This window comes from Georhizobium profundi (genome assembly GCF_003952725.1).
Lineage (GTDB): Bacteria > Pseudomonadota > Alphaproteobacteria > Rhizobiales > Rhizobiaceae > Georhizobium > Georhizobium profundi.
The window spans coordinates 1,045,625-1,061,417 of sequence record NZ_CP032509.1 but is presented as its reverse complement, the minus strand read 5'-3'; the positions used below and the strand labels follow the sequence as shown (position 1 = coordinate 1,061,417).

General features: G+C 61.8%; 13 protein-coding genes. 9 read left to right on the top strand and 4 right to left on the bottom strand.

Annotation, left to right across the window (positions count from 1 at the left end; translation table 11 throughout):
- Window positions 1-8: 8 nt before the first annotated feature.
- On the top strand, window positions 9-1,223 hold the full coding sequence (gene hemA, locus D5400_RS04945) for a 5-aminolevulinate synthase (protein WP_126012759.1): 1,215 nt from the start codon (window positions 9-11) through the stop codon (window positions 1,221-1,223).
- Between the two features lie 39 nt (window positions 1,224-1,262).
- Window positions 1,263-1,832 (top strand): isopentenyl-diphosphate Delta-isomerase, encoded by a 570-nt coding sequence (locus D5400_RS04940; protein ID WP_245451436.1) that lies wholly within the window; start codon window positions 1,263-1,265, stop codon window positions 1,830-1,832.
- A 40-nt stretch (window positions 1,833-1,872) separates the two neighbouring features.
- On the opposite strand, the gene D5400_RS04935 is transcribed toward D5400_RS04940, so the two are convergent.
- Window positions 1,873-3,639 carry a glucan ABC transporter ATP-binding protein/ permease gene (locus tag D5400_RS04935; protein ID WP_126008243.1) on the bottom strand — a complete coding sequence of 589 codons (1,767 nt, stop codon included), beginning with the start codon at window positions 3,637-3,639 and terminating at the stop codon, window positions 1,873-1,875.
- Between the two features lie 315 nt (window positions 3,640-3,954).
- On the opposite strand from D5400_RS04935, the gene D5400_RS04930 reads away from it, so the two are divergent.
- A complete protein-coding gene (locus D5400_RS04930; protein ID WP_126008241.1) occupies window positions 3,955-4,623 on the top strand; it encodes a response regulator in 669 nt (222 codons plus the stop codon).
- A 21-nt stretch (window positions 4,624-4,644) separates the two neighbouring features.
- Here the strand turns inward: D5400_RS04930 and D5400_RS04925 are convergent, their stop codons facing one another.
- Together D5400_RS04925 and D5400_RS04920 are read right to left on the bottom strand one after the other, a co-directional pair.
- Entirely contained in the window at window positions 4,645-6,006 is a 1,362-nt protein-coding gene (locus D5400_RS04925; protein ID WP_126008239.1) for an ATP-binding response regulator, read from the bottom strand.
- Window positions 6,007-6,011: 5 nt separating this feature from the next.
- The gene (locus D5400_RS04920) at window positions 6,012-7,178 is read right to left on the bottom strand and encodes an FIST N-terminal domain-containing protein (protein WP_126008237.1); all 1,167 of its coding nucleotides are present in this window, start codon (window positions 7,176-7,178) and stop codon (window positions 6,012-6,014) included.
- A gap of 331 nt (window positions 7,179-7,509) precedes the next feature.
- On the opposite strand from D5400_RS04920, the gene D5400_RS04915 reads away from it, so the two are divergent.
- The 4 genes from D5400_RS04915 (at window position 7,510) to hemA (D5400_RS04900) (ending at window position 12,871) form a co-directional block, all read left to right on the top strand.
- Window positions 7,510-7,995, top strand: a complete 486-nt coding sequence (locus tag D5400_RS04915; protein ID WP_126008234.1) for a (2Fe-2S)-binding protein — start codon at window positions 7,510-7,512, stop codon at window positions 7,993-7,995.
- A gap of 120 nt (window positions 7,996-8,115) precedes the next feature.
- Window positions 8,116-10,461 (top strand): xanthine dehydrogenase family protein molybdopterin-binding subunit, encoded by a 2,346-nt coding sequence (locus D5400_RS04910; RefSeq protein ID WP_126008232.1) that lies wholly within the window; start codon window positions 8,116-8,118, stop codon window positions 10,459-10,461.
- 94 nt (window positions 10,462-10,555) lie between these two features.
- Window positions 10,556-11,353 carry an FAD binding domain-containing protein gene (locus D5400_RS04905; RefSeq protein ID WP_126008229.1) on the top strand — a complete coding sequence of 266 codons (798 nt, stop codon included), beginning with the start codon at window positions 10,556-10,558 and terminating at the stop codon, window positions 11,351-11,353.
- Window positions 11,354-11,656: 303 nt separating this feature from the next.
- Window positions 11,657-12,871 (top strand): 5-aminolevulinate synthase, encoded by a 1,215-nt coding sequence (gene hemA, locus D5400_RS04900; protein WP_126008227.1) that lies wholly within the window; start codon window positions 11,657-11,659, stop codon window positions 12,869-12,871.
- Between the two features lie 45 nt (window positions 12,872-12,916).
- Here hemA (D5400_RS04900) and dxr read toward each other — a convergent pair whose 3' ends face one another.
- Window positions 12,917-14,110 (bottom strand): 1-deoxy-D-xylulose-5-phosphate reductoisomerase, encoded by a 1,194-nt coding sequence (dxr, locus tag D5400_RS04895; RefSeq protein ID WP_126008225.1) that lies wholly within the window; start codon window positions 14,108-14,110, stop codon window positions 12,917-12,919.
- 184 nt (window positions 14,111-14,294) lie between these two features.
- Between dxr and D5400_RS04890 the strand changes: the two genes are divergently transcribed.
- Window positions 14,295-15,542 carry a L,D-transpeptidase family protein gene (locus D5400_RS04890; RefSeq protein WP_245451435.1) on the top strand — a complete coding sequence of 416 codons (1,248 nt, stop codon included), beginning with the start codon at window positions 14,295-14,297 and terminating at the stop codon, window positions 15,540-15,542.
- On the top strand, window positions 15,539-15,778 hold the full coding sequence (locus D5400_RS04885) for a sulfurtransferase TusA family protein (protein ID WP_205665515.1): 240 nt from the start codon (window positions 15,539-15,541) through the stop codon (window positions 15,776-15,778). Before D5400_RS04890 ends, D5400_RS04885 begins: the two co-directional genes overlap by 4 nt.
- The last annotated feature ends 15 nt before the right edge of the window (window positions 15,779-15,793 follow it).

Here is a 15,793-nt window from a genome sequence, read left to right as displayed (position 1 = left end):
ACGCGATGATGGATTTCGAAAGTTTCTTTGCAGGCCAATTGGAGGACCTCCGCAAAGAAGGCAATTACCGCGTTTTTGCCGACATCGAACGTCGGAATGGATCATTCCCGCACGCGACCCGCTTCACGGAAAATGGCGAGCAGAGCGTCACCGTCTGGTGCTCGAACGACTATCTCGGCATGGGCCAGCACCCGAAGGTGGTCGCGGCCATGAAGGAAGCGATCGACCGCTGTGGCGCAGGCGCCGGCGGCACCCGCAACATTTCCGGCACCAACCACTACCACGTGCTCCTGGAGCAGGAGCTCGCCGATCTTCACGGCAAGGAATCCGCACTCCTCTTCACCTCTGGCTATGTGTCCAACTGGGCTGCCCTCGGCACGCTCGCCTCGAAGATCCCCGGCTGCATCGTCTTTTCCGACGCGCTGAACCATGCCTCCATGATCGAAGGCATTCGTCATTCGAAAGCCGCACGCGTCATCTGGAAGCACAACGACGTCGCCGATCTGCGCGCCAAGCTCGCAGCTGCCGATCCGAAGGCGCCGAAGCTGATCGCCTTCGAAAGCGTCTATTCGATGGATGGCGACATTGCGCCGATCAAGGAGATCTGTGACGTCGCCGACGAGTTCGGCGCCATGACCTATCTCGACGAAGTGCACGGCGTCGGCCTCTACGGCCCGCGCGGCGGCGGCATTGCCGAACGCGAAGGCCTGATGCACCGCCTGACGGTGATCGAAGGCACGCTCGGCAAGGCGTTCGGCGTGATGGGTGGCTATATTGCCGCCTCCACCGCGCTCTGCGACTTCGTGCGCTCCTTCGCCTCCGGCTTCATCTTCACCACTGCATTGCCGCCGGCGCTTGCCGCCGGTGCGTTGGCTTCGATCCAGCACCTGAAGCAGAGCCAGTTCGAGCGCCTGCGCCACCAGGATCGTGTGGCGAAGTTCCGTCAGGGGCTCAATGCCATCGGGGTGCCCTATCTGCCGAACCCAAGCCACATCGTGCCGGTGATGGTCGGCGATCCGACAAAGTGCAAATGGCTGTCGGACCTGCTGCTCGACAATTACGGCATCTACGTTCAGCCGATCAACTATCCGACGGTCCCGAAGAAGACGGAGCGCTTGCGCATCACGCCGTCCCCGGTGCATGACGATGGGGCGATGGCCGATATGCTGCATGCGTTGAGCGACCTCTGGTCACACTGCGCCTTGTCGCGCGCTGTCGCCTGAAGCAAGACACGCAGTCGCCATGATCTGAGGGGAGAGCATATGCCGTTGCCGTTGATGCGTTCCCCTGTCACGACCCGCTGTGGGGACGATCGGATCATCGCTGCGATCGACGATGATGGCGCGCTCTACCCTGTCGAAAAGCTCGATGCGCATCGGCGCGGCATCAAGCATCTGGCAATCTCGGCTTTCGTCTTCAGTAGAAACCGGCTGCTCGTCCAGCGGCGCGCCGGCGGCAAATATCACAGCCCAGGCCAGTGGGCGAACACCTGCTGCACCCATCCCGACTGGCAGGAAGACCCTTCAGACTGCGCGACCCGCCGGTTGTGGGAAGAGCTCGGCCTGGAAATCGATCTACAGCCGCGCGCGGTGATCGAGTACATGGCCGATGTCGGTCAAGGGCTGACGGAGCACGAGCGGGTTCACGTGTTCGAAGGCACTGTCGAAGATCCCGACGCTGTTATCCCGTTCGATCCGACGGAAGTCGACAAGGTTCGCTGGGTGGAAATCGCTGAGCTGCAAAAAGAAGCGCGGCTGAACCCGGAGAGCATCACGCCCTGGTTCCGGATTTATCTGGAGCGCTGGTCGGAATTGGGATTGTCGCCCACCTGACGCGACGGGCAACGAACTGGATTATCGAAATCACAGTCGTTTAAGCGGCAGCCGCCAGGTGGCTAACGCGCCGGACTTCGTCGTCGGTCAACAGCCCGCCAGCACGGAGCAGCGCCGCAAAGCGTCCGCTCGACGCAGCAAGTTCACCGAACGATCCAGCTTCCACGAGACGCCCTTGGTCGAGGAACATCACGAAGTCGGCGTCCTTCACCGTCGAAAGGCGGTGCGCGATGATGAACGTCGTGCGGTCGCGCCGCAGTTCGTCGATCGCTTCCTTGACGCGCTGTTCAGTTTCGACGTCGAGCGCGCTTGTTGCCTCATCGAGAACGAGGATCGGCGCATCCTTCAGCACGGCCCGGGCAATGGCGATACGTTGGCGCTCGCCACCGGAAAGCTGACCGCCGCGCTCGCCTACCAACGTCGCAAAGCCTTGAGCCTTGCCGTGGATAAAACCATCGGCCGCCGCCGCCTGTGCAGCACGCAGAACCTCGTCATCACCGGCTTCCGACCGACCGAGGCGAATGTTTTCCTCAATCGAGCGGTTTAGCAGCCCGGCATCCTGGAAGACGGTGGCGATGTTGTCGCGCAGCGAACGGCGCGTTGCCGTCCGCACATCGATGCCGTCGATGAGAATGCGACCTTCTGCCGGATCGTTGACCCGCTGAAGCATGTTGATCAGCGTCGTCTTGCCGGCACCCGTCGGTCCGACGATCGCGACCGTCTTGCCGGCAGGAATCTCGAACGACAGATCGAAAATGCCATGGCCGGAATTCGGGAACGAGAACGAGACGTTCTCGAAGCGGACGTGACCTTCGACGCGACCGATGTCACGGCCCTGCTCTGCCTCGTCCAGCGCGGGAGCGGCATCTTCGAGCGCATAGAAATCGACGAGCTTGGCGCGTGCCTCGAACACCTGGTTCACGAACTGCATGATCTGGTCGAGACGGCCGATCAAGAGATTGGCGAAACCGACAAAGGCCACCACGTCGCCGACACGCAATTCGCCTGCAGACACCAACATGGCGCCGATCAAGAGGATGACGATCATGGAGATCGTCGACGCCATGCGATGCAGGCCGCTGGCGAGAGCCCACCAGTCCAGCACCGGGAACTGTGCGTTGATCAGACGGGATGTGTGGATGCGCAGCTGGCGCACCTCGCTGTCCATGCGGTTGTAGCTCTGCAGCACGGAAACGTTCGAGATGCAGTCGCTCACATGGCCGAACACGTCGTGATGGTAGCGCTCGACGGCCGCCTGACCTTCCTTGGTGCGCTTCATGACGAAGCGGCCGATCATGAAATAAAGCGCGCCGAGAACGAACAGCACCATTGTGAGGCGCAAATCCATGACGAGCGCCGTCGGCACCAGGAGGACGAGCGCGACCGCCGTCGTCAAATGCGTGCGCATGAACTCGAGCCACAGGCCGAACAGCGTGTCGACCGCGCGCAGCATGGTATGCAATGCGTTCGACGTGCCCTTCTCATGGTGCCAAGAGAGCGGCATGCGGATGACGCGTTCGAAGGAATCGCCGAGAACCTGAACCCGGCGCTGATGGGCCAGGCGGTCGGCGCTGCGGGCGACGATGACGAAAGCGACGATGTTGAAGACGCCGAAACCGGCCCAAAGGCCAAGCGTGGCGAAGATGCCCTGCTTTTCGGCGATGGCATCGATGACGCGACCGAAAAGAATGGGCTCGGCAATCGTTACCACCGCCAGAACGATATTGGCCGCGCAGACGAACAGAACGCCCGTGCGCTGGTGCCCAAGGTAACGCAGGGCCCGCCAATAAATCTCAGTCAAAGACATCACACCACTCCGAACGCGACTTTTGTGCGCCGCACCAATCGGCAGCAGCGTTATCGGGTAATTTAGGAAACACAATGGGATTTCAGAGGGATGGTTGCGTCCGCGCCTGCAACATTTTCGCTTTCACTGTAACATGCCGTGAAGGCTACTTCGCAGATGCAAAAAATTTGTTCAGTCGCAACGTATTCCAGCCAGCCCGGATTCGATAACTGGGCTTCGAAACAGTTTTGGCAAGGTAATGGTTCCAGGAACCGCAAAGTATAAAGTCCCAATTTTATACGTGACGAATGCGTCGAGCCGATTTAAGGGGTCTGGATGCCACGCTTTCTGATTGTCGACGATCATCCGCTCTTCCGAGAAGCACTCACCAGCGCTCTTGCTCTGGCGGGGCCGGAAATACAGACCGTGGACGCTGCGGATTTCCAAAGCGCGCTGACGATCCTCAACGAGCACAAGACGTTCGACCTCGTCCTGCTCGACCTGGCCATCCCGGGCGTGACGGGCTTCGAGGGACTGCTCGCCATCCGTTCCAAGTTTCCGCGTGTTCCGGTCGTGGTCATTTCAGGTCACGAGGATTCGCGGATCATTTCTGAAGCGCTGTCCTATGGCGCTGCCGGTTACATCCCGAAATCCGTACGCAAACAGGAACTGACCATCGCTGTTCAGCGCGTGATGGCGGGTGCAGTCTACGTACCGGAGTTTTACGAACCTCCGAGCGATCATGTGGACAACAGCGGGCGCAAGGCCATGATCAGCAGGGTCGCAACGCTGACACCTCAGCAATTGCGCGTGCTTCAAATGCTCCGCGAGGGGCTTTTGAACAAGCAGATCGCCTACGAACTCGGCGTGGGCGAAACCACAATCAAGGCCCATGTCTCCGAGATCCTGCGAAAGCTGAACGTGTACAGCCGCACCCAGGCCGTCATCGAGATGACGAAACTCGATATCGCCGACCTGAACGCGTTCGCGCGCGATAATTCCTGAGCTCTTTTCGCCAGACCACGCTCACTCCACCCTGCCCGCCGCAAGCAGATGCTCGACCAGGGCTCGGAACTCGGCTGGTTTCAGCGGTTTGTACATGACCTCGATCTCTCGGGTCCTGCAGCGCGCTTCGAGGCCGGCCGACGGGTCGGCGGTCACGATGAGAGCCGGAAGCTGCCGGCGAAGATAATAGCGGATGTGTTCGATGGTGACGGAGCCCAGATCGCCGTGGTCCAGATGCTGGTCGGCGATCACGATGTCCGGCCGCCACGCCGGATCGGCAAGTAGCCCGATCGCCTCGCTGCTGTGGCTCGCGATCCTGACCGAACAGTGCCAGCTTTCCAGAAGGGTCAGCATCGCTTCCATGACCGATCGGTCGTTCTCGATCAGAAGCACATTGGCTCCGAAGAGATGGTTGGAGATCGGCAGCCTTGGCGCATACTCGCGGGTCTGTCCGCGCACGAGATCGGGCTGGCCAAACGGTACGTAAAGGTGAAACGCCGTGCCGTGGCCAGGCCGCGAGGTGAAGGTGATGTGGTGACCAAGCGCCGACACCATCCGCTGCACGATCGACAGTCCTAGCCCAAGCCCCGGCGTGCCGCCGAGTTCACCGCCTGCCGGCATCGTGCCGCGATGGAACTCCTCGAAGATCGCCTCGTATTGGTCCTCGGCGATCCCAATGCCGGTATCGACGATGTCGATGCGCAACAATGCCCCGCGCTTGCGGGCACCGATCAGCACCCCACCCCGACTGGTATAGTGGATGGCGTTGGAAATGATGTTCTGCAGCACCCGACGCAGCATTCCGCGGTCCGAACGCACGATCGCATCGGTCGGACGAAAGCGGATATGCAGGCCCTTGGCGGCGGCGATCTGCTGAAAGTCGCTGCTCAGGCTGCCGAGCAGCGCGTCGAGCGGCAGGTTCACGATGTCCGGCTTCATCACGCCGCTGTCGAGCTTGGCGATATCGAGCAGCGTGCGCAAAAGTTCGTTCATGGTGTCGAGCGATTGCTCGACCTGTCGGGCAAGCTTCTTGCCCTGATCGCTCGTTTGCAGGTCTGCCAGCGCGGAAATCGACAAATGCGCGGCATTGAGAGGCTGCAACACGTCGTGGCTTGCAGCCGCAATGAAGCGCGTCTTGGAAATATTGGCCGCTTCGGCTGCTTCCTTGGCGGCGTTCAGAGCGCGGTTGGTCTGTTCGATCCGTCGCAATGCGCTCGTCAACTCATCGGTGCGCTGCCGCACCTGCGCTTCGAGACCGATCGCGGTCTGAAACAGTGAAAACGCATTGCCCTGCTGATCCATGGACCGCTCGACGCGCTCGATGAGGGCCATGTTGATCTTGCGTAGCTTCTCGACATCATCGATCCCGAGCGTATCGCGCATCCGCTTCACTCCGATGCCGCCGAGCTCGCCGCGAAGGCGATCCCGGTAAATGTCTGGTTGAGGTGCATCGACCGATATTGCTCGCCGTAAGTTCCAAATCCGATGATGTTGTTCTCACGATAGAGCGACGAGATCGCGGCGAGACTTTGCCGGTTCTGCGCGTCGAGACGCCGCAGGACGCAATCGAAGCCGAGTACGACATCGATCCCGCCGAGCCCCGCCGCCACGTCGTGCAGTTTTGCCCGCGTGGACTCCACCATGCCCATGGGCTCGGCGAGTGTCAGAACGATCCCGTTGTCGATCGCACAGAAGAACGTCAGCGATCCGTCTTCGTTTGCCTTCTGGATCGAGCGACAGAAATACTCTCCGCCGACCCGCACGACGAGAGGATAGGACGCAAAGCTCATCGGCGTCAGCGACCCCGCATCGAGGCCGATGGCCTGGGCATAGGCCGCAGCAGCCGGCTCGGCATTGATCTCATGGACGGTGCGCGTGTCCGGATCGGACGCGGTGACGACGAGCTTCCGGCTCGTCGGATTGAAGTTCTCCGTCTTGAAGACATCGAACGGCACTGCGCTGTGCACCAGCATCAGGATCGCGCAGTCGGACACCACATTGCCGTTGTGAATGAGCGTCGTTTTCTCGAACCGAAGATTGTCGCCGGCCGAACCGCCCACCAACGGAATTTCGTCGAGGCTCCAGTAAAGCGCCGATGTCACCGCCTCTTCGGCGCGCGACAGCCCATCGATCAGCACGACCCCGAAGGTGCGCCCGCCGGCGAACCGCTTCGGCTCGAAGCTTCGACGCAGTTCCCGCACATCCTTGACCACGCTCTCCATGCGGGCGGTGGAGATGTCGCGGATCAGGCAGGCGGAAGCGCTGAACTTGTCGGAGGGAAACAGCATGGCGATGATCGACCCTTCGCCGTAACCGTCCGGTGTGATTTCGCCTGCTGTCGAGCAGCCCACATAGCGCAGACCTGGCGCGTGTTCGGCCATGTTCGCTGCGATCTGGTGCGCATCGATGGCATCTTGGGAGAAAAAGAGCGAAGCGAGTTCGGCACCGGCAACCTTGGCCTGGACGGCGAGCGTGCCTGCGAATTCATCAAGCCCCAGACCGCTGCCGTGGATGGCAACGATGCCGCACGCATAGGTCGTGATATGGCAGGTCATCCAGCCATTGCCTCTCGCCTCTTCCCGCCACCACTATTCTCCAAGGATAGCACGTGGATCAAGCGTAGCGCCGCGCATGGCGGACCATCCAAAGTACAATGTCCTTTTCTTCAAGCCGTGCCATTGTTCGCCACGCTCATGCACGATGGCTGAAGGAGCCGGAAGGTGCGGGAGGAAGAGAAGGTCACCGACGATCATGGTCCGCCGTCGACCTTGCATAACGATCCCTTCCGCGCAAACTATCGCTGCGGGGCGTCGTCTGCAGGATAGATGTTGAGGGCGCCTGACGTTCGGTCGACGAATGACAGCGAGTTCAAGGGGAGGAACCCGAATGACCAAAGTTGCGATGAAGGTGAATGGCCGTCAGGTCTCAGGCGAGGTCGAGGGACGCACCCTTCTCGTTCATTTCCTTCGTGAGAATCTCGGCCTCACAGGCACGCATGTCGGTTGTGACACGACGCAGTGCGGGGCCTGCACCATCCACATGAACGGCCAGGCGGTGAAGGCCTGCACGATCCTTGCAGCACAGGCCGAGGGCACCGACATCGTCACCATCGAAGGCATTGCCACGGGTGGTGAACTGCATCCGATGCAGGCTGCATTCAAGCAGCATCATGGCCTGCAGTGCGGCTTCTGTACGCCAGGCATGATCATGGCCTCGATCGACATCGTCAATCGCCATGGCTCGGACCTCGACGAGCAGACCGTCCGCCATGAGCTTGAGGGCAACATCTGCCGCTGCACCGGCTATCACAACATCGTGAAAGCAGTTCTGGCCGCCGCCGGCGCGCAGGAGCAGCGCCAGGCCGCGGAGTAAGATCAGCGGCGCGGGCCAGGCTTTGGGCGGCGCCGTTGGGGCGCGCCTTAACCAAGCTTCGCCGGCGTCTTCTCGGAGGAACAGGCCGGTCTCCGGCCCCCGGATATTGAGGAGGAATTGATGGGTATCGAAGGTATTGGCGCGAGCGTTCTGCGCAAGGAAGACAAGCGTTTCATCACAGGCAAGGGCCGCTACACGGACGACATGGTCGTTCCCGGCATGAAGCACGCCGTTTTCGTGCGTTCGCCCTATGCCCACGCCAAGATCGTCAGCATCGACACGAGCGAAGCCGAAGCGATGTCGGGCGTGATCGGCATCCTCAACGGCAAGCAACTGACGGAAGACGGGATCGGCAATCTGATCTGCGGCTGGATGGTCCACTCCAAGGACGGCTCGCCGATGAACATGGGCGCATGGCGCCCGCTGGCACAGGAAACGGTCCGTTACGTGGGCGATGCCGTCGCGATCGTCGTGGCCGACACCCGTGCCCAGGCCCGCGACGCTGCCGACCTCGTCAATGTGGAATATGAAGAGCTGCCGGTGGTGACCGGCGTTGAAGATGCCCTTGCCGAGGGCGCGCCGCAGATCCATCCCGAGGCCAAGAACAACCTGATCTTCGACTGGGTGCTCGGCGACGAACAGGCGACCGCCGACGCATTCTCCAAGGCGGCGCATGTCGTCAAGATGGACATCGTCAACAACCGCCTCGTGCCGAACGCGATGGAGCCGCGCGCCGCACTTGGCGTCTACGACGCGGCGGAGGATCATTACACCTGCTGGACGACGTCGCAGAACCCGCACGTCGCCCGCCTGGTCATGAGCGCGTTCTACAACGTCGCACCGGAAAACAAGCTGCGCGTCATCGCACCGGATGTCGGCGGTGGCTTCGGCTCGAAGATCTACATCTATCCGGAAGAGATCGTCTGCCTCTGGGCATCCAAGCGCACCGGCGTTCCGGTCAAGTGGAACTGCGACCGCACGGAAGCCTTCCTGACCGACGCCCATGGTCGCGACCATGTGACCCATGCGGAGATGGCTTTCGACGCCGACCACCACATTCTCGGCCTCAAGGTCGAGACCAAGGCCAATCTCGGCGCCTACATGTCGCTCTTCTCGTCGGCGACACCGACTTATCTCTACGCGACGCTGCTGTCGGGCCAGTACAACATCCCCGCGATCCACGCGAATGTGAAGGCGATCTACACCAACACGACGCCGGTCGATGCGTATCGCGGCGCGGGTCGCCCGGAAGCGACCTACGTGATGGAACGCATGATGGAGACGGCAGCGCGCCAGTTGGGCGTCTCGCCTCCCGAGCTACGCCGCAAGAACTTCATCCGCTCCTTCCCGCACCAGACCCCCGTCATCATGACCTACGACACGGGCGACTTCGAAGCATCGCTCAACGCGGCGATGCAGGAAATCGACTATAACGGTTTCGCCGCACGTCGCGCCCATTCCGAAAGCCGCGGCAAGAAACGCGGCATCGGCATGAGCTGCTACATCGAGGCTTGCGGCATCGCGCCGTCCGCCGCGGTCGGTTCGCTCGGCGCCGGTGTCGGCCTGTGGGAGTCGGCTGAAGTGCGCGTCAACGCGGTCGGCACGATCGAAATCCTGACCGGTTCGCACAGCCACGGCCAGGGCCACGAAACGACCTTCGCGCAGCTCGTGGCGGAACGCTTCGGCGTCGGCATCGACTCGGTCAACATCGTTCATGGCGATACCGACAAGGTGCAGATGGGCATGGGCACCTACGGCTCGCGCTCCGGCGCCGTCGGCATGAGCGCGATCGTTAAGGCGCTCGACAAGGTCGAGGCCAAGGCCAAGAAGATCGCGGCCCATTTGATGGAAGCGGACGAGGGCGACATCGTCATCGAGAACGGCGAACTGAAAGTGGCCGGTACCGACAAGACCCTGCCCTGGTTCCAGATGGCGCTTGCGGCCTACACGGCGCACAATCTGCCGTCCGGCATGGAGCCCGGCCTGAAGGAAGGCGCCTTCTACGACCCGTCCAACTTCACCTTCCCGGCCGGCTGCTACATCTGCGAGGTCGAAGTCGATCCCGACACGGGCAAGACGGAGATCCTGAACTTCGTCGCAGCCGACGATTTCGGCAACATCATCAATCCGATGATTGTCGAAGGCCAGGTCCATGGCGGCCTCGCGCAGGGCATCGGCCAGGCGCTGCTCGAAGGGTGTCATTACGATCCGCAGACCGGTCAGCTGATCACGGCAAGCTACATGGACTACACCATGCCGCGCGCCGACGATCTGCCGTCGTTCCAGATCTCGCACCAGACGACGCCATGCCCGGGCAATCCGCTCGGCATCAAGGGCTGCGGCGAGGCCGGTGCGATCGGGTCGCCGCCGGCGGTGATCAACGCCATCACGGACGCAATCGGCACCAACGCGCTCAGCATGCCGGCCTCTCCGCAGAAGGTCTGGGCCGCCCTGCACAACGCCTGACACCGCCATCAGAAAGCAGAAGATCGAAGAGCAAGCGGCGCAGCAGCGACTGAACCCTGCAAGCCCTTGCCCTTCGTCTTCAGGGAGACATCCAATGTACGAAACGAATTACCATCGCCCAAGCTCGATCGAAGAAGCCGTCAGCCTCGTGGGTTCCACCGAATCGGGCAAGTTCCTGTCGGGTGGCATGTCGCTTCTGCCGGCCATGAAGCAGCGTCTCGCCGCACCGTCCGATCTCGTCGACCTGCGTCACGTCGAGGAAATGAAGGGCATCACGGTCAATGGCCGCGAGGTGCGCATCGGCGGCGCCGTCACCCATTTCGAGATCAAGAATTCCGATGAGATCAAGTCGGTCTGCTACGGCCTGCACCACATGGCGAGCGTGCTCGGCGATCCGCAGGTGCGCTATATGGGCACGATCGGCGGTTCGGTCGCCAACAACGATCCCGCTGCCGACTATCCGGCCGCGATGATCGCGCTCGATGCCACGATCCACACCAGCAAGCGGGCCGTCAAAGCCTCGGAATTCTTCGTCAGCCTCCTGGAGACCGTGCTCGAAGACGATGAGATCGTGACCGCCGTCTCGTTCACCGCGCCAGAGATTTCCGGCTACGAGAAGTTCCGCAATCCCGCCTCACGCTATGCGATGTGCGGCGTCTTCGTGGCGAAAACCGGCTCGACCGTCCGTGTCGGCGTCACGGGGGCCGGCGCAGACGGTGTCTTCCACTGGGATGAAGCAGCGCAGGCTTTGTCGGCGAACTTCGCGCCCGATGCCGTTGCCAATCTCTCGGTCGATCCAGGCGGCATGCTCTCCGACCTGCACGGATCATCGGAATACCGCGCCAATCTGGTGAAGGTGATGGCCAAGCGGGCAGTGGCTTCAGCCAAATAATTGTAGGAACGACGAGAACGCGAGGGGCCGGAGCGCAAGCTCTCGGCCCTTTGTCTTGCCGCGAAGACCGGACCATCGTCCTGCCGCTCACGCCAATGCTTGGACCTTCGCCCCTCGCCCCCATGCGCGCAGCACTTTAGAACCGTTGTCGGAGATTAAGGCTTGCGCAATCGTGCGGCGGGTCGTCGCAATTGATCGGTTTAAGGCTGCAAATGGCGCCGTTTTGCTATGAATTTGCCCGTACAACCTTGACTTAGAACGGTTCCAAACCGAAAACGGGTTGCAGTCAGCGGAGCGTATGAAATGGATTTCGACGGATTTTTCCAGAACGCATTGGACGGCCTTCGTGAAGAAGGGCGCTACCGTGTGTTCGCAGACCTTGCACGGCGCAAGGGCGAATTTCCGCACGCGACCCGCTACACGGAGAATGGCGAGCAGAGCGTCACCGTCTGGTGCTCGAACGACTATCTCGGCATGGGCCAGCACCCGAAGGTGGTCGCGGCCATGAAGGAAGCGATCGACCGCTGTGGCGCAGGCGCCGGCGGCACCCGCAACATTTCCGGCACCAACCACTATCACGTGCTCCTGGAGCAGGAGCTCGCCGATCTTCACGGCAAGGAATCCGCACTTCTCTTCACCTCGGGCTACGTCTCCAACTGGGCTGCCCTCGGCACGCTCGCCTCGAAGATCCCCGGCTGCATCGTCTTTTCCGACGCGCTGAACCATGCCTCCATGATCGAAGGCATTCGTCATTCGAAAGCCGCACGCGTCATCTGGAAGCACAACGACGTCGCCGATCTGCGCGCCAAGCTCGCAGCTGCCGATCCGAAGGCGCCGAAGCTGATCGCCTTCGAAAGCGTCTATTCGATGGATGGCGACATTGCGCCGATCAAGGAGATCTGTGACGTCGCCGAAGAGTTCGGCGCCATGACCTATCTCGACGAAGTGCACGGCGTCGGCCTCTACGGCCCGCGCGGCGGCGGCATTGCCGAACGCGAAGGCCTGATGCACCGCCTGACGGTGATCGAAGGCACGCTCGGCAAGGCGTTCGGCGTGATGGGTGGCTATATTGCCGCCTCCACCGCGCTCTGCGACTTCGTGCGCTCCTTCGCCTCCGGCTTCATCTTCACCACTGCATTGCCGCCGGCGCTTGCCGCTGGAGCACTCGCCTCGATCCAGCACCTGAAGCAGAGCCAGTTCGAGCGCATGCAGCACCAGGATCGCGTGGCTCGCGTACGCGCCCGCCTCGATGCCATCGGCATCCCTTACATGCCCAACCCGAGCCACATCGTGCCGGTGATGGTCGGCGATGCGGCCAAGTGCAAGTGGCTGTCGGACCTGCTGCTCGACAATTACGGCATCTACGTTCAGCCGATCAACTACCCGACGGTGCCGAAGAAGACGGAGCGCTTGCGCATCACGCCGTCGCCGCTTCACAGCGATGCCGATATCGATCATCTCGTTTTGGCTCTGTCATCGCTCTGGTCGCGCTGCGCCCTATCGCGCGCCGTCGCCTGATATTCAGGAAAGCGGCTTGAGCATGCCTCAAGCCGCTACGTCAGCTCAGGCTGCCCGGCGCAAACCGACGATTTCTTCAGCAGCGATGACGCGCGCTTCCGCGTCGGCCGCATAAACGGCGTTTATCCCCGTTGCGGCGCCTGCATCGGCCATCCGCGCCATTGTGCGTTCCACGACATCCGCCATCTGCAGGAAGCCGATCTCCTTGGCGAGAAAAGCGTCGAGCGCGCGTTCCTTGGCACCGTTCAGCACCGCACCGGCAAGCCCGCCGCGCTCCATCGCTTCGCGCGCAAGCCTGACCGCCGGGAAACGCGCTTCGTCCGGCACCTGAAAGTCCAGCCGCGACAATTGCGTGAAATCGAGCCGCTCGACCGGAAGATTTCGCCGCTCGGGATAGGCGAGCGCATAGCCGATCGCCGTGCGCATATCCGGTGCGCCGAGCTGCGCCAGCATCGATCCGTCCGCATAGCCGACCATGGAATGGATGATGGACTGCGGGTGAATCACCACTTCCACCTGATCCGGCAGGAGATCGAAAAGGTGCTGCGCCTCGATCATTTCGAGCGCCTTGTTGAACATCGACGCACTGTCGATGGAAATCTTGCGCCCCATGCTCCAATTCGGGTGAGCGGCAGCGTCGTCCGCGCTCACCTGCGCCATCTGTTCAAGCGTGTGGTTGCGGAAAGGCCCGCCCGAGGCCGTCAGGACGACGCGCTCGAGGGCCTGGTTGCCCCCGGCGGCGAGGCATTGGTGAATGGCGTTGTGCTCGCTGTCGACCGGCAGCAAACGCCCGCCGCCCGCAGCCATTTCCGCTTTGAACACCTGCCCGGCCGAAACGAGGCACTCCTTGTTGGCAAGCGCGATATCGGCGCCACGCCTTGCGGCTGCCAGTGTGGGTGCCAGACCCGCAACGCCGACGATCGCCGCCATCACGATATCCGCCTCACGCTCGCCGGCTTCGATCAAAGCGTCGGCCCCTGCTCCGCAGACGATGCCCGTTCCCGAAAGCGCCGCGCGCAGGGCCCCATACCGATCCTCATCCGCTGTCGCCACGAACTCGGCGCCAAGCGCGATCGCTTCCCGCGCGAGAACCTCGATATTGTCGCGCCCCGTCAGCGCCGCGATCTTGAAGGCATCTTTGCCGCCCAAATGGCGCACCACGTCCAGCGTGCTCGCGCCGATCGATCCTGTCGCGCCAAGAACCGTAAGGCGCCGGCGTTCTTGAGAAGTCTGTGTCATCTACCGACTATCCGGTTTGGCCAGCGCTTCGTAAAGCCCTGCCGATTATCGAAATCCAGGTGCCGCACAGCAGTTTAAGGGTTTCTTCGCACTCCAAAATCAAGCGTTAACGCTTGCGATAAGAATTTATGAACTGTATTCAGCCTATTGAGGTCGCTTGATCAGTGACCGCGGGGATGACCGCATGGCGATTCGGGCAGGGTGGGCAGCCAATATGCGCTGGCATCGACTTCTTGTGGTTTCGGGGCTGTGCCTCACATTGGCGGCGTGCAACAGCGGCGATACGCTGTCGGGCGTCTCGAACAAGGTCGAACATCCGTTGCCGACGAAGGTCGTCAACCGCATGAAGGCCTACGACATGACCGAGGCCTCCCCGATCATGATGCGCATCTTCAAGGAAGAAAGCGTTCTTGAAGTGTGGAAGGCCAAGGCCAACGGCCGCTACGAAAAGATCGCCGAATACGAAATCTGCAAATGGTCGGGTGAGCTGGGTCCGAAGCGCGCCGAAGGCGATCGCCAGGCGCCGGAAGGCTTCTATACCGTCAACCGCCACCAGATGAACCCCAATTCCAGCTACTACCTCTCGTTCAATCTCGGCTACCCGAACCGGTTCGATCGCGCCCATGGCCGCACCGGCACGAACCTCATGGTGCATGGCGCCTGCTCGTCCGCCGGCTGCTATTCGATGACGGATGAACAGGTGCTCGAAATCTATGCCTTTGCGCGCGAAGCGTTCAAGGGCGGGCAGGATAGCTTCCAGGTCCAGGCATTGCCGTTTCGCATGACGGCAGAAAACATGGCGCGTCACCGCGACAATCCAAATTACGAATTCTGGGAAATGTTGAAGGTCGGCTACGACCACTTCGAGCTGACCAAGACGCCACCGAAGGTCGACGTCTGCAACAAGCAATACGTCTTCAACCAGGTGCCGACCGAGCCGAACGCCGTCTTCGACGCCTCCGCCGCCTGCCCTGCGACGTCGACGCCTGAAAGCCTGCAGGTCGCCTACCAAACCTATGTTCAGGACTACGAGGCAGCCTTCCAGGAAGCGCTTCAGAAACAGTTGGGCCAGAAGCCTGGCCGCTCCGGCGCGCTGTCGCGCCTCCTGCCGGCAAATCAGTCGACCCCGGCTTCTGCTGCTGCGGCATCGGCTGCTGCCGTAACGGCCGTGCCTGCCGTCGCTGCACCCGCCGTCGTTGCGCCTGAAGCCGCGAGTGCAGCTGTGGCAGCCGAGGCTGCACAGCCCGCTTCGGTTACCGTGCCTGCCGAGGCAAGCGCACCGACCGCGGCAACGCCGGTTTCGACGACGGCCCTGCCCGTTCCGGTCGCCAATCCGCTTCATACCTCGACGTCGCTCTACGCAGCGCCTCCGCAGGCACCTGCTGAGCAGGTCGCGGAACGTCCGCGCTGGTCGCTTTGGGGTCGGAATTGACGTCTGGATCAGGCGAAACGATCACCTACGACCTCAAAGGCCTGAAATGCCCTTTGCCCGTGCTGAAGACGCGCAAGCGGATGGCCGCGCTCCCGTTGGGCACACGCGTCGTCGTGGAAACGACAGACCCGATGGCGGTCATCGACATTCCGCACTTCTGTCAGGAAAGCGGCAATAAACTCATCTCCACCGAAACGGTCGAGAGCGGCCACCGCTTCTGCATCGAAAAAGCCTGAACGCTGGGCTTGAGC

Excerpts from the sequence above, each read along its gene's own strand:
- D5400_RS04915 (WP_126008234.1), top strand. The coding sequence starts at position 7,510 with ATGACCAAAGTTGCGATGAAGGTGAATGGCCGTCAGGTCTCAGGCGAG.
- D5400_RS04890 (WP_245451435.1), top strand. The coding sequence starts at position 14,295 with ATGGCGATTCGGGCAGGGTGGGCAGCCAATATGCGCTGGCATCGACTT.
- D5400_RS04920 (WP_126008237.1), bottom strand. The coding sequence starts at position 7,178 with ATGACCTGCCATATCACGACCTATGCGTGCGGCATCGTTGCCATCCAC.
- D5400_RS04935 (WP_126008243.1), bottom strand. The coding sequence starts at position 3,639 with ATGTCTTTGACTGAGATTTATTGGCGGGCCCTGCGTTACCTTGGGCAC.
- D5400_RS04930 (WP_126008241.1), top strand. The coding sequence starts at position 3,955 with ATGCCACGCTTTCTGATTGTCGACGATCATCCGCTCTTCCGAGAAGCA.
- D5400_RS04925 (WP_126008239.1), bottom strand. The coding sequence starts at position 6,006 with ATGCGCGATACGCTCGGGATCGATGATGTCGAGAAGCTACGCAAGATC.
- hemA (WP_126012759.1), top strand. The coding sequence starts at position 9 with ATGGATTTCGAAAGTTTCTTTGCAGGCCAATTGGAGGACCTCCGCAAA.
- D5400_RS04910 (WP_126008232.1), top strand. The coding sequence starts at position 8,116 with ATGGGTATCGAAGGTATTGGCGCGAGCGTTCTGCGCAAGGAAGACAAG.
- hemA (WP_126008227.1), top strand. The coding sequence starts at position 11,657 with ATGGATTTCGACGGATTTTTCCAGAACGCATTGGACGGCCTTCGTGAA.
- D5400_RS04905 (WP_126008229.1), top strand. The coding sequence starts at position 10,556 with ATGTACGAAACGAATTACCATCGCCCAAGCTCGATCGAAGAAGCCGTC.
- dxr (WP_126008225.1), bottom strand. The coding sequence starts at position 14,110 with ATGACACAGACTTCTCAAGAACGCCGGCGCCTTACGGTTCTTGGCGCG.
- D5400_RS04940 (WP_245451436.1), top strand. The coding sequence starts at position 1,263 with ATGCCGTTGCCGTTGATGCGTTCCCCTGTCACGACCCGCTGTGGGGAC.